This window comes from Enterococcus sp. DIV1337a (assembly GCF_051712285.1).
Lineage (GTDB): Bacteria > Bacillota > Bacilli > Lactobacillales > Enterococcaceae > Enterococcus > Enterococcus faecalis.
On the sequence record NZ_JBIOOP010000001.1, the window covers coordinates 1,532,207 to 1,550,039 of the forward strand.

The window sequence follows — 17,833 nt, forward strand, 5'->3', positions numbered from 1 at the left end:
GAACCCACTTAAATTGAACCGTAATAGATACGATTTATTGATTCTTAAGTTATTAAATTATTGAACATTCCGTTCAGAAATATCGAACAGTCCCATGATTTACCACCTCTTTTAAACAATGAACACCAAAAATAGCCTTATCCGCATCAGAAGTAAATCTAAGCGAATAAAGCTATTTTTGGTAACTATTCCGAAGTAATTTTAATGGCTAAGTCTCTAGCAACTTTTGTAAAGTTGCCTTGACTTGATTAGGTTGGACAAAAACCGAACTGGAAACATTTCGGTATAAATAAAATTTTTGTTTTCGTTCAATCGGTAAAAAGAAGAGTTTAGAATCAATTTCCTGCAGTTGTTCTTTCCGAAGAGAGATCACCGCATAAACTCCTTTACTTTTTTCAATGAGACGAGTAAGCATCAACGTATCGTAGCAACAAACAAGCGGACTTGTTAATTGCAACATTTCTAGCACATTCTTGGTAGCTTCTAAGTGATCTAAGTGATGAGGCAAAAATAGAAATGGATAGTTAGTCAAACAAGTGAAGTCTTCTTCCTCAATTTCTTGTTTAATTTCTCTTGAAACACAAAGATACATTTTTAGTTCAATTAATTGTTCTTTCTTTAAAACTGGACTATTCACGTCTGCAGAAGTAATCACAAAATCTAACTCATGATTCTCCAATTTATTCAATAACTCAAACGATGAACCATGATAACATTCCCAAAAACGATTCAGTTGACTCTCATTTTCTGTCACTTTATACATTAGGGACGTATTTCCAAAACCTAAACGCATCACTGGATTCTCAATCATTTCGTGCAGATTAAGTTTCATTTTCTTAGCCTCGTTTAAAATGATATAGACAGATTGGACGATTTTATCACCATAGGAATTTAACGTCAAAGAATTACCGTTACGGTCAAAAAGTAAATGGCCCAATTCACTTTCCAAATCTCTTAATGATGCGCTTAAGGTTGATTTACTAACATGGAGTTCAGAGGCTGCTTTGGAAATACTATTATATTTTGCAATAGTATAAAAGTATTCTAATTTTTCAATGGTCATCTTTTGTCATCCCTTTTATTCAAATTCATATGCCCACACAACCTGTTCAAAACACGCCTCACTCTTTATCAATAGCGTAGTTACTTTTGTACTAATAAGCTATGTCCATCTTGTTATTCTTCTATAACTAATGTTAGATAGATATGGAAGTGCCTTCAGTAAAACTTTTTCTATTTTACGCAAATTAACTTAAGAAATGCCATTTCAATTCTTCTCTAAAAAAGGTAAGATAAATACAGCAAATGTTTCCGCTTCCATCCCCTTTTGCTTTAAGATTCAGCGTTATTTACTAAGTATCAAGAATGTCAAAGAAAGGTTAGGTACTCCCAATGAAAATCAACTATTTAGGTACGGGTGCAGCAGAACGGATTCCAGGAATTTTTTGTAATTGTAAATTATGTAAGTATGCTCGAGAGAAAAAAGGACGAGAAATTCGTACACAAACTCAATTAATTATTGATGATGTCCTGCTGATTGATTTTCCAGGAGATTCTTATTTGCATCTGTTGCAGTACGGCTTGTGTTTTGCAGACTTTGACTCTTTGCTAATCTCTCATTGGCATTCCGATCATTTTTACGGCGAGGATTTGGCTTATCGAATGTCTGGTTATGCATTAGATGTTCCCAATTGTTTAACTGTTTACGGGAATAAAGCAGTTAAGACATTTTATCAGCGCGCCTTTGATTTAGAAGGTCGTCAAGACGATACCCGATTACAATATCAGGTTATTCAGCCCTACAAGTGTTTTACTATTGCGAACTATACGATTTATCCCCTTCCTGCACAACATGGAAATTTCAGCGAAGATTGTTTTATTTTCGTTATTGATGATGGTAAAGATGCCTTTTTATCCACTCATGATACAGGTTACTTTACGTCAGAAATGTTTGAATATCTTGAAAAGAGCCATTTACTTCTTAGTGTTGTTTCTTTAGATTGTACTAGTCAAATAAACGAAACTGGCAATAGCCATATGAACTGGGAAGAAAATTTAAAATTAATTACAGAATTAAAAGAAAGGAAACTCGTCACAGATAAAACGATTTACGTTGCCAACCATTTTTCTCACAATGGCGGCTTGTCTTATGCGGAGATGGCGGCTTTATCTCAAAAGCATGAAATCATTACTAGTTATGATGGTTTAGAAATACTAACTTAATCGGATTATTTACCTTCTTTTCAGCACTATTATATGCTTTTAACCGATAATTACAAGGCACTTTTATCGTAACTTACACTATCTTAAAAAACAAAAATACTCAAAATTTCCAGAATTACGGGAAATTTCGAGTATTTTTATGGTTCTTTACGCTGCTGGCACAGCGGATAAGCGTTTATTTTCTTCTTCATTCACTCGATTGACAATAAAGTTATAATTCACTTCATTTAGTCTTTGACCATGGTTTCCTGTTTGCTTAATGCCACCATTGGAATGAACACCAACTACTTCAAACTGAGCATTATAGATTGGTGAACCAGATTGACCGCCTGTTGTATCGATATCATAAAATAGTAATGGATTTTCTAAGTCTGTAAAGTTAGATGTAAACAAATCATTTTCATGAGACCATTGCGTGTGGTTTTTCTCACCTGGATAGCCTGATATTGTTACATGGGTATCTGAAGATTCAAACTTTTTCAAAACAAATGGCGTTAAAATTTCTCCCAACTCTGGGGCATCCGGACGATCATTTTGTTTACCAACAGTTACTACCGCAATATCCGCGTTCGGGGAAAAAGCTACATCAATCACTTTGAATTTACCAAATGGTGTCGCACTGCCATCTCGCCCTGGATAAAACCAAGCATCATCTTTGGCACTTGGATTTAATACTTTGGCATTCTTAAAACTTTCAGCCACATGATTATTGGTGACAATTGTATTGGTTCCAACCACAAAGCCTGTTCCTAAAGAAATATAGCCTGGTTTACTGGCCGGGGAAATGATTCTTCCGATTGACGCGAAAGGCGCTTCGGTTGTATCTGCTACTTCTTGTCTTCTGTCTTCAGGGTCCAGTAACGATCTTTTTTGTCGTAAATGACTTTCGGCAGGAACGATATACTCTTCTGCATTTGCAGACAGGCTAAAACCGGCTATCAAACTTACTAAAATCAGAAACAAAAAACCAGAACTAATTTTTCGTATGGAGAACTTTTTCATAAAATTATGCCACTCCTTATCCATTTTTATTTAATTGGGGAAGTTTTTTCATTCATTGACAAGAACAGATTCACTTGGTTGGTTTACCTGAATATCCTCTTTAGCTCCGATTCCAGCAGAGTTAAATGCTGCTGACACCACTGAAGCTGCTTCATCGCCATATTGAACTTTTGCAGCAGCAAGCATCGCATCACGAGCATCACTGAATTGTGCTTTAGGTGTTAAATAATTTACTAACGAGCTATAGAAAATAGTCTGCGCTTTTTCAATGCCTAAGTTCTGGATAATAGTGTAACCAATCCGGTTAATAATTCCACTATTATAATGAACACCGCCTTGATCATAATAAGGCGTTCCTTTATACTGTGCTCGATCGTCGTATTGAGCCATGGTTTCTGGTTGTCCGTGTTTGCTTGGCGTTTGTAAATTTCTAATGCCTGTTTTTCGATCTACACTCTGAGTGTCTGCGCCAATTTCTGGATTAGACGCACCAGAAATAATATAACCCATTAAATCAGAATAAGATTCATTCAACGCACCTGATTGTCCTAAATATTCTAAACCTGCAGTATGTTCTGTCACACCATGTGTCATTTCATGGCCAACTACATCTAAAGATGAAGCATACGTTTTTCCTGTTAGTGTACTTGTTTCACCATAACGCATTGCTTTTCCATCCCAAAAAGCATTATCATAAGCATCTGGATGTTGTTCATCAACAACTGACAAGATGGGCATCCCTCGATCATCAATACTGTGTCGTTGGAAATGGTCTTCATAATATGTTTTCACAAATTTTCCATGTGTATAGGCATCGACAGCATTCTGATTTAATGCTGCTAGTGATGGTGCTTGAATGATAGTGTAATTATTTTTGCCATCAACTACTGCATGGTAAACACCTGTGTTATCCGTCCCGTGTAAAGCAATTCCCGCGTTGTTTTTTTCAACTGGTACATTAAACGCTACTTGAAAAGAGTTTTTTAACGTTACTTCACTACCAACATGCTCCGTTAAATCTTGTTTTTCTATAATTGTTCCATCTGTAGCATTCACTTTATAAACCAATGATACGGGGTCACCAGTTGGTGAAGAAGTTACTCTGACTTTATAAAATAATTGCCCTTCATTATTTACACGTTTGTCAATAGCTAAAAAGACAAGATCTTTATTTTCCGGATTATCAGAAGCAATAATTTTTTTAACTCCTTCTTCACCGATTGCATCAACCGATTGAATTTTCACTACTTGATCAACTGGATTTCCTGTAACACTTGTTACTGCACCATTTTTATCTAAATGAATAATCACATTATCTGAATCAACAGTAACGCCTTCCGTTTGCTTTTCTAACTTAAGATGCTTCATACCCCACGCATCTTCTTTTCGATCTACAACCGTATATTGTTCAGCAGCTGCCTCAGAAATTGCCTCCTTTTCCAACTTCGATAAAACTGTTGAAACTTCACTTTCTGAATAAACTTGTTCTTCTGCTGCTACAAAAAGTGAAGAAAATAGACATGAACTTCCAACAAAGATGCCTGTACCTAAAATATATAAAATTTTATTCCCCTTCATCAAACGATTAACTCCTTCCCCAGTTTCCTTTTATTTCTCTTCCCAACAAAAGTATTGCTTTATCCTCCCTAATCTTTCCCGTTAAACGACCGCCCCTTTCCCTGCGTAAATATTTTGTTGCTATTTTCATTATAGACAATTACCTAACTGGCACTATCTAAATTCCTTAATCAGCCGACATTTTTCCCTGAATTGTCCTTCATATCTTAATACCATAGCAAAAAAGTTGTTAACAAATTCATTCGTTAACAACTTTTTTACTGTTATGATTTTTTTCAATAATTAAATGTTGAGTGACCGATCCTTCATTGAAGGAAGTTTGTAAATCAAATTGATCCGAAAAATCAACAATTTCTTTTACATATAACAATCCCCAACCATGCTCTTCAGGGTTACTTTTAGAACTAAATTTGGTTTTCTTCATAACCCTAAAATCAAATTCGGCTTGAACACTATTTGTTATCACAAACTCTTGCGTTTCATTTTTATTAAAAATCGAGATTGCGAACATTTTCAATTCTGATTTTACACTATTTTCAATCGCGTTATCTAATAGAATAGCCAACAAACGAATCACAACCACTAAGTCGATTGATGTATCAAGAATAAATACTTCTGGCACATCAACAATCACTTTTAGTTTTGCTTGCTTTGCGGTATTAATTTTCATACTTATGAGTGCCTTAAGTTCCATATTTTTCAAACGATTTAACTTCATAAGTTCAAATTCTTCATTATCAATAATTTTTTTGGTTGGTGCAATCGTTTCTTCATAAATTCTTTTGATTTCCAGAATATCTTCGTATGAAATAGCAATTTGTAAACTATACAATAAATTTTTATAATCATGACGAAACATCGCTAGCTCTTCGTTAATGGATTCTATTTTTTCAGTATAAATCGTTAAATTATTCAATAATTGAGTGTTGATACGTTGTTCTTCCAAATAAGCTTCAATGACTAAGCCAATCAGAATTAAAAATAAACCTACACTTATTAATAACTCCAATTTAGAACTATTTACCGTGACAAATCCTCGCATAAAGTCAGGTGAAATCTCTGGCGAAATCAAAAACACAAAAAGTAACAACAGAATCAACAATAAAAGTAAACAACCAAAAAAAATTCGGCTATTTTCTAACACACGATTTAATCTTAAAAAAACACTATTGGGAATTTTTAAAGCAATCCAGATATTTATAAGCAACAGAATAACATTTGAGGCAATCCATAATAATTTATTTTGATAAATCTGTTGAAAAAAAACACTTAAAATCGTTTGCTCCGTGTAATTGATAAATGAAACCATAAGCAATGTAAAAACGGATAAAAATATCGCTTTAAAAATTGAAAACCTCTTTTTGTGAATAAGTAAAAATCCTGTAAAAACAACGACTGTCAGCGCATAAATCAACCAAGAGTAGCCCAACATTAATGCCGCAAACGAACAAAGATTAATGACAATAAGCAATGAAAGTAACGGTATTTTACATTCAATCTTGATCAATGTTACTCGTAAAAAGACAAAAACGATAAAGCTAGATACAAGCAAAACGTTAGTAGCTAATAACAACAAAATCATTTTTCAATATTCTTTTTAGGTTTTTCAGTTTGTCCCATCCATTGTCCAAATATATTGGGCGAATTTTGATTTAATCTAGGTTTAGTTCCCACACCATCACTAACTTTTTCTACTCTTTTTTCAATAACATTTTTAATTATTTTTTTACCAAATTTCATAAAAACACTTCCTTCAATTAAATTTTTTGTTACAGGTAGTATCATCAGACCTTGGATGACGAGACCGTAGAGTATTACTGAAGCAACCTTTTCTTTGACAAACAGACTACATAAAATAAGTAAACACACCCTTATAAGGCTTTGCTTTTTGAGCACTTTTAAATCAGATTGCTGAACAGGTTCGATCGCTGTTCCTTGTGGCGCATACCAATATAATAATACGACTAAGAGGCAAATCAATAAAATTTTATAAATAAACGGTAAGCTCACAGAAAAATTTTTCAATACAAATGGTATGGCAACATAGATAACAATGCTTTCTAGACGACAGAGCCATTTGGTTTTCGCATGCCAGCCACCTGCGACAGGCCGTAAAAAAATCAGTACGACGTATACAATAAAGGTTTCGCTTAACGTCCCAAATAAAACCGATAAAATCAGAATCATCAGAAAATTAAACAAGCCAGAAAAATAAACGGTCAGGTAATACTTTGTCCATTGTGTTTTTCCTGATTGATCTTCCTTATCCATATCCATAATATTTTTTAGAATCCAATCGATTAGCATATCGCCCTCCTCTTCAAGTATTGCACTAAATTATAACGAATATAGCGACTAATAGATAGATAATTCCTTAATTAGTCATTATTCCTCCCTAAGTAAGAAATAGCCCCTTGACCTGAGTATAATATCTTCTTGAGACTGGTACTTCCGTTCCGTCTCTCATAGTTAAAAGATGCGTTTTATAATTTAATTTTGCCGCATATTTTTTATTGATGATGATTGATTGATGGACTCTAATCAAATCTGGATGCAGTTGTTCAATTTTTGATAACGTTCCATAAAATTCTCTTTTAAAATTTTTACCAACCATTGACACACGATGATCGTATTCCGTTTGAAAGAAATAAATATCATTAATATCCATTTTTATAGAGGACGCTTTTAAGTTAATGATAATATATTCACTTTTTGTCTTTATATTTTCTTTTTGTTGAATATATGCGTCGACACACGTTTCAACCTCTTTTTGGAAATCTAGAAAATCCACGTTCTTTTGAATAAATTGAAGAGCTGAAACCATATATTTATAGGAAGTTAAAACTAATTCTGTGTGCGTAGAAATAAAAACAATCAGACTTTCGCTGTCTGTTTTTCTGATTTCTTTAGCAACCTCAAAGCCTGCCTGGATATGATTATTCATTTGAATGTCTAGGAAAAAGATATTTAATTGGGCATCCTCGCGTGCTGTTCGTAATAATTCATCTGACCGTGAAAATAAATGGATTGTTTCATTATAAATATTTCTTGAATGTAGGATATTTGTTACCAATGCTTCTAACGCTTTTGCTTGAATAATTTGGTCTTCTAATATATAAATAGCCATTTGTTCACTCATCCCTTTCTCAAGAAGATATAAAATTACACAACAAAAGACAAATGATTATAATGTTCAATCAATTTATACACCAATAAAAGAGATAAAAAATTGATTGTCTGTTAGTATATTCACATAAATTTAGTATAGCGATTTCAGTAGTTTCCTGCAAACAAAAACATAAAATAACAAAGAATTAAGAAAGATGACTTTGGACTATTCATCTACCGCTAACGAATTATGAGGTCTATTGTCTCTTCATTGACAAAAAACAAAGAATCAACCGCCAAACTGTTCTTGTCGTTTTATACATGACAAAATCAATTTATTGGTCGATCCTGGTTATTTTAATTCGTTTGTTCACACATAGATCATTGTGCTAGTTTTTTTACTTAAACATCTACACTTCTTCCTGTGGAATGAGTCGATTAAGCGTTGAGCGTGGGACAAAAACTGATAAACGGCGGGAACAGAAGCAACACTACGCGTTGCTTCAATCTCAACAACATCTAAGGTGTTTTCTCGACATACGTCTCGTCACAGTCCAGGCTTCAAAAGAGCTACAGCTCTAAGAGTTGCGATGTTTCACTGTGAAGCATGAACAGATGAAATCATCGTACCTACTTGGTGAAGGTCCTTCGGAACTTACAAGGATAAAACTGTGACGAGCCTTTGGCGAGAAAACAATAAGCCGAAATTGACTTTCTCACATAAGTGTTCGGCGTATCTTAATCCTTCCAAGTACTCCTGCGATTACTCGATGTATTTGAGCTTTTGGTAGTGTTGAACAGTCCCTACTTGGTTCTCGGAGTTAAACACTTCTGTCCCAACCTCCTCCTATTAAACCTTCAGGCGTCTGGACACCATTAAAATTAATCGAATTTCCTAGAGCATATTTTTCTTTATACATTCGGTTCAGCTGCTCTTCTAGATAAATAAATTATATTCCTTTCATCCCCTAGCAACCTTTTATCTTTTATTAAATAAACAACTAACTAAATTGAAAAAAATGAAACTTTTCGGTCCTCAAATTCGTCTATAACTAATAGGACGTTCAATTTTGTATAACGTGGAGGTGTATTTTTAACTTTTTTCATTAACCAAAGAGGAGTGAAAGTATGCGACATCAGAAAAGAAAATTCAAAATAAACGGCTATGTATTATTTAGTGCGTTAATTCTCATTGTTCTTGTTTTCGTTCAAACGTTCCTATTAACTCAGCCCAAGATAACAAGTCAAAATGATGCTACTGCACAAACATCGACCAAAAAATCAACTGCAAAAAAAGATTCCCCGACCAAGCTAGAAAAGGAATCAACACATATGAGTATTTCATCAAAAAAATATGCTTACTCAGCAGACAAAATCAGAAAATATATAACTGGAGAAGAACCTTACAAAGGTGAAAAATTAGTATTCTTAACCTTTGATGATGGCGTTAATAATCAAATAACACCCCAGGTCCTAGATACGTTAAAAAAGTATAAAGTCCATGCAACTTTTTTTTTGTAGGAAATACCCTAACTTCTGGAACCCAAAACATAGTGAAACGTATAGTCGCAGAAGGAAATGCAATAGGTTTTCATAGTTTAACTCATGATTATGCAACGTTATATCCAAATGGGATTGTCAACACTGAAGAAATACAAGCGGAAATAGCGACCATGCAGAGCTCTATTAAAAAAATATTGGGGGAAACATTTCAAACAACTCTCTGGCGATACCCAGGAGGTCATATGTCATGGAGAGGTACAGAAAAATCTGATGAATTATTAAAACAACTCGGCATTCATTGGATTGACTGGAATGCAATGGTTGGTGATGCGGAGCCGTTAGACAAACAGCCTACTACAGTCGCAGAAATGCTAACTTTCCATCAAAATTCACTTGAGGTCTATCCAGATTATAACGTTAGAGTAGTCTTAATGCATGATTCAGTAGATAAAGAATTAACGAAACAAGCATTGCCTCAATTAATAGAGTTTTATCAATCAAATGGTTATCAATTTGGTGTGTTATATTAGAGTAACTAGGAACAACTAAAGAAAGTATTTCTGGTCTTAGTCAATGCTAATTTCCCACTTAATTACACACAAAAACACCCTCTTGCTAAGCAAGAGGGGGGTTCTGTGTCGAATAATAAAATTAACGACGGATTTCTTTGATACGAGCTGCTTTTCCGTGTAATGCGCGTAAGTAGTAAAGTTTTGCACGACGTACTTTACCGTAGCGAACCACTTCAATTTGAGCAACACGTGGTGTGTGTAATGGGAATGTACGTTCCACACCAACACCATTTGAAACTTTACGTACTGTGTAAGTTTCGCTGATTCCAGCACCACGGCGTTTAATTACAACACCTTCGAATAACTGGATACGTTCACGAGTACCTTCGACTACTTTCGCATGAACGCGAACAGTGTCACCAGGGCGGAACGCAGGAATATCCGTACGTAATTGTTCTTGTGTTAATTCTTGAATTAATGGATTCATTTTATCCTTCTCCTTATTCCCAAATATTCTTATGGTCACTTCTGCCACAGCGGAATATTGTAATAGTTAGAGCGCATTGCACTCACCAAATTAGTTTACCACAGACAAAATAAGCTGTAAAGAGAATTTTCTTGAAAGTGCCCTTATTTTTGTTCTTCTTGTTTAATTTCCTCTAACAACTTCAACATTTCAGGCGTCATTTCTACTGATTCCAACATGTCAGGTCGACGCAAAAAGGTCCGTCGTAATGATTCTTTTAGTTGCCATTCTGCAATTAATTTATGGTTACCATTCGTTAGCACGGCAGGGACTTCCATATCATTGAAAATAGCAGGTCGGGTATATTGTGGATGCTCTAATAGGCCAGTGGAATGTGAATCCGTTTGTGCAGAAAGATTGTTACCTAAGACATCAGGTAATAAACGGACTGTCGCATCAATCATGACCATCGCGCCTAATTCGCCCCCTGTTAAAACATAATCCCCCAATGAAACTTCATCTGTGACCATCGTGCGAATTCGCTCATCATAGCCTTCATAATGTCCACAAATAAAAACTAAATGTTCTTCTTGTGAAAATTCCTCGGCCATTTTTTGATTAAACGGTTTTCCTGCCGGATCTAATAAGATGACCCGTTTTAGTTGCTGGTTTGTCTCTTCTTCAATTACTTTTAGGTTATCATAGATCGGTTGTACTTTTAAAAGCATCCCCGCGCCACCGCCATATGGATAATCATCGACCGTTTGGTGTTTGTTATCTGAAAAATCGCGAAAATTAGAGACATTCAATTCTAATAACTGCTTTTCCCGAGCTTTCCCAATAATTGATTCCCCCATTGGTCCTTCAAACATTCTAGGAAAAAGAGTTAATACATCAATTCTCATCGTCAATCAATCCTTCTGGAATGTCCACATCAATCCGTTGATTTTCGACATCGACTTTTGTAACAACACCTTCAATATACGGTAAAAGTAAATCTTTTTTCTTTGATCGTTGGACGACCCACACATCATTCGCACCAGGAGATAAAATTTCTTTAATTTTTCCCAGTTCACTACCTGTTTCATCATAAACAGTGGCGCCAATGACTTGGTGATAATAAAATTCGTCCTCTGCCAATTCAGCGAGATTGTCTTTTGCAACTTTTAAAATACCGTCACGATATTTTTCAACATCATTGATATTTGGATGTCCTTCAAAGCTTAAAATGTCAAAATTCTTATGCTTGCGGTGGGACTTCACGACCAATTCAATTGGTGCTTTTTTCTCTTGAAATAGCAGTAACGTTGCTCCTTTTTGATAACGTTCTTCTGGAAAATCCGTTTTCGAAATGACCCGAACTTCTCCTTTGATTCCTTGTGTGTTCACAATTTTTCCTACATTTAAATAATCTGTCACGTGAAAGCCTCTCTTCCTTGTATTTCATCTTTCCTATTCTACCATTTCTTACGCGCAAATTCTATGAAAAAACAAAGGCCAACTTTTCCAGTCAGCCTTTGTTTTTATTAATTCGTTAAACCAGTTAATGTGCCATAAATTAAAAATAAATTCAATAACGTCAAGGCAATTGCAATAATCCAAGCTAAAAATTTCACCCACGCTGGATTCGCAAATTGGCCCATTAATTTTTTATCACTTGTATACATCGTTAAAGGAATAATCGACACTGGCAAAGCAATACTTAGGAAAACTTGCGTATAAAGTAACAAGTCTTCAACAGCCGTTTCGCTACCACCATAGATAATGACACAGATAATGACTGGCACAATTGCTAACAAACGAGTTAACACTCGTCGTGCCCACAACGGCATTTTTAAATGGATAAAACCTTCCATCACAATTTGTCCTGACAGCGTACCTGTAATCGTTGAATTTTGACCCGAAGCCAATAAAGCAATTGCAAAAAGAATACTTAACACTGGGCTAGCAATATTACCAACAATATCTGGATTTTTCAGGGCATCAAATAAATCAACGAATTTACCTAATTCACTGTTGGTTCCATAAAATAATGCTCCTCCTAAAATTAACAGCAAACAATTTACGACGAAAGCGACAGTTAATTGAATATTTGAATCCCAAGTAGTGAAACGAATTGCTTTGGCTTTCTCAGCATCATCGTTACGATCAAATTTCCGTGCTTGCGCAATGGAAGAATGCAAATATAAATTATGAGGCATGACTGTCGCTCCAACGATTCCCAAGGCTAAAAATAACATAGATTTATCTGTCGCTATTTTTGTGTCTGGAATAAAACCTCGTAATACTTCACCAACATTTGGATCTGCTAATGCCACTTCATAAGCAAAAACAAAAAAGATGACTGCAATTAAACAAGAAACAATTGCTTCGATTTTGCGAAAGCCTAACTTTGTCAGTAGCAAAAGTAATAAAACATCAAACGTTGTTATCAACACACCAATTAATAATGGAAAACCAAATAATAATTGCAAAGCAACGGCACCACCAATTACCTCAGCGATATCTGTAGCCATTATGGCTAACTCCGTCACCACCCACAAGGCAACGCCCGTTCGTTTACTTGTATGCTCTCTAGTCGCTTGAGCTAAATCCATTCCTGTCACGATTCCTAAGCGCGCAGCCATACTTTGTAGTAACATGGCAACTAAACTAGAAAGCAAAATCACACTAAGTAACGTGTACTTATATTCCGCTCCACCAGCAATTGAAGTAATCCAATTTCCTGGATCCATATAACCAACAGCCACTAAAGCGCCCGGTCCGCTATAGGCTAACAAAGTTCGCCAAAAGCTAGCGTTTTTAGGTACCTCGACGGTATTATTTATCTCTTCTAAACTAGGTCCATTTGCATAATTAAGCATTTTTTCCGTTTTCTTTTCTTTCATCCAACATCCCTCAATCTATCTTGTTCACACATTTCACTTTTAGGTGTACCTAAAACTAGTTAACATAATTATAGTCTTCTTATTCTTCGTTGTAAACTGTTACATTTTAATTTTTTTAAGCAATCTCGCTCTAAATCGTTTGGTTTTTACCAAAAAATCCCTTACACTTATTTTATCATAGATCGGAGGTTATGAGGATGAAATTAGATATGGTCGGTATTATCGTTAACGATATGACACAAGTACTCTCTTTTTACCAAACGCTAGGTTTTAACGTGCTGGGAGAAGCTTCGCCTGAAGCCAAGCTGGTTACATCGTTTTTAAAGAACCTTGGAATGCACCTTGGGGCCAACGATACGCAATCATTAAAGATGTAGATGCAAATTTAATTTCACTCTTTGCCCCTCTATAATGTTACTAAAAAAAGTGCTGCTTTCACTTCTTTTAGTCTCTTTCGCGAAAAAATTGCAGAATGGGTCTTAAGTAGGATGTCTTTTCTACTTCTTTTTTTGTATAATAAACCTATCAAATGATGTGTATCTTACAACTTTGTTCGTTTGCAGAAAGAACAAACGATGTTTTTTATTGATAAAAAGTTATATACTAAAAGTATAATGAGTATAACTAAAGGAGATGAGAAATGTGAGTGTTACCCTGTCTAGAAAAATTGTTAATATTATTTCCATTTTAGGCATTGTTGCAACCATTATTGCAACCATCTATTTTATTCGATTGGGTGTCTTCAAGGATATCAATGCCCTAAGAGGACTAGTAGGGCAATCTGTCATTCTCGGTCCGATTATTTTCATGTTAATTCAGATTATTCAAGTGGTTATTCCGATTATTCCTGGTGGTGTCAGCTGTGCTGCGGGGGTCTTGATTTTCGGACCAACAATGGGCTTCGTCTATAATTACGTTGGTATTGCACTTGGCTCTATCATTATTTTCTTACTAGGTCGTAATTATGGGAAACCATTCATTATGAGCCTTGTCAGTGATAAAACATATAACAAGTATATCGGTTGGTTAGACAATGAAAAACGTTTTGAACGATTGTTTGCTTTAGCAATTTTCTTCCCGATTGCACCGGATGATGCGCTTTGTTTAATGGCCGGTCTAACAAAAATGTCTGTGAAAAAATTTACTCTGATTATTTTATTAGCAAAACCTGCTTCTATCTATTTATATAGTCTTGCGTTAATTTATGGCGGAACATTTTTAACTAGCATACTGGGAATGTAAAATAAATAAAAAAGCGAACGGACTAAATCAAAACTCTGCCTGTGTCAGTTTGATTTAGTCCTTTTATTATGGAATTTTGGTAGAAACTGGAGGACTTTTGATGTTTAGTTATTTTAAAAATAGTATTGTGAATACGCTAGATTTTCTTAAAGGGACAACGGCATATTTTCGCGACGTGCTCTTGATGCACGGATTTATGTTATTCGTTCTATTGCCTTTATTAACAAGTTTGTCCAAATTGGTACTCAAAGAAGGTGGGATTGATTATATTTCCTATGATAACTTAGGGGCAATTGCCACGCAACATCCTTATGTCCTTTTGACTTTTCTACTGATTGGACTGTTAATTTTACTGGCGCTCTTTTTTGAATTTACTTTTTTATTGCTAAGTGTCTATTTTATTAAGAAAAAACAACCAATTACTCTAACGCAATTATTGCACGGCACCTTGCTTCAGATCAAAAAAGTTCGAGGAATTACCTTTCTGTTTTTCCTGGCATATTTCTTTTTGATTTTACCATTAAGTGGGTTAACCTTCCGCTCTTATTTATTAACAAGAGTTAAGATTCCAGCCTTTATCTTAGATTTTATTTTTGCAAATCGCGTCATTATTATTATTGGTTTCGTACTGTTAGAGCTGATTATCTTATATTTAGCGATTCGACTTGCTTTTGCCCTCCCAGAATTGATTTTACGTGATGTTGGTTTTCGTGAGTCTTTAAAACGTAGTTGGCAAATTACGAAGCGGCGCTTTTTCCAAATTCTGGGACAATTTATTATTATTGGTGGAACTGTTTTAGGGATTTTTACGGCTGGCTATTTCTTGATATTTTTAGGTCAAACCGCCGTTGAAACGTTTAAACCTGAATGGTCTTTACCTAGTGCTGTCATCGCTATGACACTCCTTCAGGTTATGATGCTCTTAAACTTGGTGTTGTCTAGTGTTGCTATTTTTTACATTATTGTTGATGACATGGAGGATGAAGGGATTTTACCTGACACGCCAGAATGGTTCACCCCGAAATCAGAAGTTCGGGTAGAATGGACCACCTTCAGAGTCGTTCTTTTTTGTTTGATTGCAATCATCTTCGGAATTGGTGTAGGTACTTATAATACAAATTACCTAAGTCATACTCCTGACCGAAAACCTGTTACTATCTCCCATCGTGGTGTCAATGGTAACAATGGTGTTCAAAACACCTTAGACTCTTTAATCGAGACCAATAAGGCGAAACCTGATTATGTTGAAATGGATATTCAAGAAACTAAAGACCATCAGTTTATTGTCATGCACGATTTTAATTTACGGGCGTTAACGGGCGTTAATAAACGACCAAATCAATTAACACTTAAAGAATTAACGAATATGAATGTCACAGAAAATAGGCAAACTGCTAAAATGGTTTCTTTCGATGATTATTTAGCCAAAGCCAATCAATTAAAACAACGTTTATTAATTGAAATCAAAACCACGCCTCAGGATAGCCCTGATTTAGTGCAGCGCTTTGTCAAACAATACCGCGAAAATATTTTAGAAAACGGTCATATCCTTCATACCTTGACCTATGATACGGCGATGGCCTTAAAGAAAGAAGAACCACGCTTTTATGTAGGCTACGTTATTCCTTTCAACATTGTGGGACCGCCTAAAATGCCAGTTGACTTTTTTACTATGGAATACAGTACAATGAATCGTAACTTTGTAAATGCCGCTCATCATGATGGTAAAAAGGTTTATGCTTGGACAGCAAATGATGAAGATGTTATGACGCGAATGATTTTTTACGGTGTCGATGGCATCATTACCGATCAGCTCAGTCTACTGAACGAAACAATGAAAACCGATTTAGAAAACCCAACATACTCTGATAAACTGTTGAATTTCGCTATTGGAATGGGTTAAAAAAAGAGCCAATCTGCTGAGCAGATTGGCTCTTTTACGTTCATGTTAGTTGTTTTTACCAAAAATTCTTAAGAAAGCTAAGAATAAGTTGATGAAGTCAAGGTATAATTGTAATGCGAAGAAAACGGCCATCCCAGTACCTGCTTGATCACCTGTTTGCGCATAGACTTGGCGAATACGTTGGTTATCGTAAGCAGTAATCCCTGAGAAAATTAGGACCATTAAAATGGAAATAAAGAATTCTACAGCACTACTGTGTAAAAGGAACATATTTAGCAACATCGCAATGATAATTCCGATTAAGGCACTATAAGCGGCATGACCAACTGCTGATAGGTCTTTCTTCGTAAAGACACCTACTAATGACATCGCGCCAAAGGTAGCTGCTGCACTTAAAAATGCGCCGGCCACTGTTCCACCAGTATACATTAATAAAGTCACGGATAAAGTGACACCATTTAATAATGCATACGCAACAAATCCTGCAATCGCAATGGTTGGATTCTTCTGTGCTTTTGCGCCTAGATATAAAACTAAGCCAATTTCAACAAGCCAAATCATCCAAAAAGCTAAGCTTGATTGGAATAAAGTAGCTAGAACAGGTAAAAAGACAGTCGTCATGGCATAAGCCATGATTGCGCTAATACCAATTCCTAACGCTAAAAATCCGTAAATTTTGGCATAAAATTTATTCAACCCTATGCCAGTTTGTATATACTCTTGATTATTCATAAGTTAAAGTCCCTTCTTTCTCTGTTAGTTCATCAATCGTCACTTGGGGTGGTTGAACCATCACCACTGCATCTAACACGCGATTTTCTTGCTCATTAACCGCCTCAACAGAAATGGTAATCACATCTTTCATTTTGTCGACTTTGATTACTTCTAATTGGAAAGTCAATGTTTCGTAATGAAAAACGGGTTCCACAAAGTTCACAGAGAAATTCACAACATGTGAACCTGGTCCTGGTAAATGTTTAGAAATCGCACTAGTGATAATTCCCATCAGCATAATTGATGGTACGATTGGTTTTTCATATTCTGTTTTTTGGGCATAATCATGTTGGATATATAAAGGATTCGCATCATTGGTCAAGCCCAAGTAAAGTAATAAGTCCTTGTCTTCAATTGACTCTGTCAAGGACAACGAATCTCCCTCTTCGATATCTTCGATGGTTTTGCCTAATTTTCTCGGTTTTCCGATATTCAAATTAGTACACCTCCGTTATTGATAAGATAATTGTACCAAAATGTACTTAAAAGGCAAGTTAAAAAGTAGTCTTTAAAGGATGTTTAAACAAAACCAACTGATCTACCATGCTAGCATTCTAAAAACAAACAACGGAACAGGAGCAGCTTCTTATTTTTTGAAGCCAGATACCCCTGTCCCGATTTTGATTATGTTCTC

The 17,833-nt window shown here is 35.4% G+C and carries 15 protein-coding genes and 2 pseudogenes; 5 read left to right on the forward strand and 12 right to left on the reverse strand.

Features of this window, described 5'->3' with window-relative positions:
• Positions 1–208: 208 nt before the first annotated feature.
• On the reverse strand, positions 209–1,063 hold the full coding sequence (locus IGL49_RS07395; RefSeq protein ID WP_104854066.1) for a LysR family transcriptional regulator: 855 nt from the start codon (positions 1,061–1,063) through the stop codon (positions 209–211).
• A gap of 329 nt (positions 1,064–1,392) precedes the next feature.
• Between IGL49_RS07395 and IGL49_RS07400 the strand changes: the two genes are divergently transcribed.
• Positions 1,393–2,223 (forward strand): MBL fold metallo-hydrolase, encoded by an 831-nt coding sequence (locus IGL49_RS07400; RefSeq protein ID WP_104854067.1) that lies wholly within the window; start codon positions 1,393–1,395, stop codon positions 2,221–2,223.
• A gap of 147 nt (positions 2,224–2,370) precedes the next feature.
• Here IGL49_RS07400 and sprE read toward each other — a convergent pair whose 3' ends face one another.
• From sprE to fsrA, 5 genes are all read right to left on the reverse strand, one after another.
• The gene (sprE, locus tag IGL49_RS07405) at positions 2,371–3,225 is read right to left on the reverse strand and encodes a serine proteinase SprE (RefSeq protein ID WP_104854068.1); all 855 of its coding nucleotides are present in this window, start codon (positions 3,223–3,225) and stop codon (positions 2,371–2,373) included.
• A gap of 48 nt (positions 3,226–3,273) precedes the next feature.
• Positions 3,274–4,806: a gelatinase GelE gene (gene gelE, locus IGL49_RS07410; RefSeq protein ID WP_104854069.1), complete on the reverse strand. Its 1,533-nt coding sequence runs from the start codon at positions 4,804–4,806 to the stop codon at positions 3,274–3,276.
• Between the two features lie 235 nt (positions 4,807–5,041).
• Complete coding sequence (gene fsrC, locus IGL49_RS07415) at positions 5,042–6,385, reverse strand: sensor histidine kinase FsrC (protein WP_104854070.1); 1,344 nt, start codon at positions 6,383–6,385, stop codon at positions 5,042–5,044.
• A complete protein-coding gene (gene fsrB, locus IGL49_RS07420) occupies positions 6,382–7,110 on the reverse strand; it encodes a quorum-sensing system protein FsrB (protein WP_104858161.1) in 729 nt (242 codons plus the stop codon). Before fsrB ends, fsrC begins: the two co-directional genes overlap by 4 nt.
• Before the next feature lie 88 nt (positions 7,111–7,198).
• On the reverse strand, positions 7,199–7,930 hold the full coding sequence (gene fsrA / locus IGL49_RS07425; protein ID WP_104854072.1) for a response regulator transcription factor FsrA: 732 nt from the start codon (positions 7,928–7,930) through the stop codon (positions 7,199–7,201).
• Between the two features lie 1,109 nt (positions 7,931–9,039).
• Here fsrA and IGL49_RS07430 point away from each other — a divergent pair.
• Positions 9,040–9,944 (forward strand): annotated as a pseudogene (locus IGL49_RS07430) (polysaccharide deacetylase family protein).
• A gap of 121 nt (positions 9,945–10,065) precedes the next feature.
• Here the strand turns inward: IGL49_RS07430 and rplS are convergent.
• The 4 genes from rplS to IGL49_RS07450 form a co-directional block, all read right to left on the reverse strand.
• Positions 10,066–10,413, reverse strand: coding sequence for a 50S ribosomal protein L19 (gene rplS / locus IGL49_RS07435; RefSeq protein ID WP_002357176.1), 348 nt, complete (start codon positions 10,411–10,413; stop codon positions 10,066–10,068).
• A 143-nt stretch (positions 10,414–10,556) separates the two neighbouring features.
• Positions 10,557–11,297, reverse strand: coding sequence for a tRNA (guanosine(37)-N1)-methyltransferase TrmD (gene trmD / locus IGL49_RS07440; protein ID WP_104854073.1), 741 nt, complete (start codon positions 11,295–11,297; stop codon positions 10,557–10,559).
• A complete protein-coding gene (rimM, locus tag IGL49_RS07445; RefSeq protein WP_104854074.1) occupies positions 11,287–11,811 on the reverse strand; it encodes a ribosome maturation factor RimM in 525 nt (174 codons plus the stop codon). Before rimM ends, trmD begins: the two co-directional genes overlap by 11 nt.
• Positions 11,812–11,918: 107 nt before the next feature.
• Positions 11,919–13,280 carry an Nramp family divalent metal transporter gene (locus IGL49_RS07450; protein ID WP_002360069.1) on the reverse strand — a complete coding sequence of 454 codons (1,362 nt, stop codon included), beginning with the start codon at positions 13,278–13,280 and terminating at the stop codon, positions 11,919–11,921.
• Between the two features lie 197 nt (positions 13,281–13,477).
• On the opposite strand from IGL49_RS07450, the pseudogene IGL49_RS07455 reads away from it, so the two are divergent.
• The 3 genes and pseudogenes from IGL49_RS07455 to IGL49_RS07465 all read left to right on the forward strand — a co-directional run bounded on the left by IGL49_RS07455 (position 13,478) and on the right by IGL49_RS07465 (position 16,425).
• Positions 13,478–13,692: pseudogene (locus IGL49_RS07455) on the forward strand (hypothetical protein).
• 221 nt (positions 13,693–13,913) lie between these two features.
• Positions 13,914–14,522 carry a TVP38/TMEM64 family protein gene (locus IGL49_RS07460; protein WP_104854075.1) on the forward strand — a complete coding sequence of 203 codons (609 nt, stop codon included), beginning with the start codon at positions 13,914–13,916 and terminating at the stop codon, positions 14,520–14,522.
• A 100-nt stretch (positions 14,523–14,622) separates the two neighbouring features.
• Positions 14,623–16,425: a glycerophosphoryl diester phosphodiesterase membrane domain-containing protein gene (locus tag IGL49_RS07465; RefSeq protein WP_104854076.1), complete on the forward strand. Its 1,803-nt coding sequence runs from the start codon at positions 14,623–14,625 to the stop codon at positions 16,423–16,425.
• Positions 16,426–16,470: 45 nt separating this feature from the next.
• Here IGL49_RS07465 and IGL49_RS07470 read toward each other — a convergent pair whose 3' ends face one another.
• On the reverse strand, positions 16,471–17,157 hold the full coding sequence (locus IGL49_RS07470; protein WP_104854077.1) for a Bax inhibitor-1/YccA family protein: 687 nt from the start codon (positions 17,155–17,157) through the stop codon (positions 16,471–16,473).
• On the reverse strand, positions 17,150–17,635 hold the full coding sequence (locus IGL49_RS07475) for a MaoC/PaaZ C-terminal domain-containing protein (RefSeq protein ID WP_002357164.1): 486 nt from the start codon (positions 17,633–17,635) through the stop codon (positions 17,150–17,152). The genes IGL49_RS07470 and IGL49_RS07475 overlap by 8 nt, the downstream gene beginning before the upstream one ends.
• Positions 17,636–17,833: the final 198 nt, after the last annotated feature.

Bases quoted from the DNA above. Each gene is read 5' to 3' on its own strand.
- IGL49_RS07395 (WP_104854066.1), bottom strand. From the start codon at position 1,063: ATGACCATTGAAAAATTAGAATACTTTTATACTATTGCAAAATATAAT.
- IGL49_RS07400 (WP_104854067.1), top strand. From the start codon at position 1,393: ATGAAAATCAACTATTTAGGTACGGGTGCAGCAGAACGGATTCCAGGA.
- sprE (WP_104854068.1), bottom strand. From the start codon at position 3,225: ATGAAAAAGTTCTCCATACGAAAAATTAGTTCTGGTTTTTTGTTTCTG.
- fsrC (WP_104854070.1), bottom strand. From the start codon at position 6,385: ATGATTTTGTTGTTATTAGCTACTAACGTTTTGCTTGTATCTAGCTTT.
- fsrB (WP_104858161.1), bottom strand. From the start codon at position 7,110: ATGCTAATCGATTGGATTCTAAAAAATATTATGGATATGGATAAGGAA.
- fsrA (WP_104854072.1), bottom strand. From the start codon at position 7,930: ATGGCTATTTATATATTAGAAGACCAAATTATTCAAGCAAAAGCGTTA.
- rplS (WP_002357176.1), bottom strand. From the start codon at position 10,413: ATGAATCCATTAATTCAAGAATTAACACAAGAACAATTACGTACGGAT.
- trmD (WP_104854073.1), bottom strand. From the start codon at position 11,297: ATGAGAATTGATGTATTAACTCTTTTTCCTAGAATGTTTGAAGGACCA.
- IGL49_RS07450 (WP_002360069.1), bottom strand. From the start codon at position 13,280: ATGAAAGAAAAGAAAACGGAAAAAATGCTTAATTATGCAAATGGACCT.
- IGL49_RS07460 (WP_104854075.1), top strand. From the start codon at position 13,914: ATGAGAAATGTGAGTGTTACCCTGTCTAGAAAAATTGTTAATATTATT.
- IGL49_RS07465 (WP_104854076.1), top strand. From the start codon at position 14,623: ATGTTTAGTTATTTTAAAAATAGTATTGTGAATACGCTAGATTTTCTT.
- IGL49_RS07470 (WP_104854077.1), bottom strand. From the start codon at position 17,157: ATGAATAATCAAGAGTATATACAAACTGGCATAGGGTTGAATAAATTT.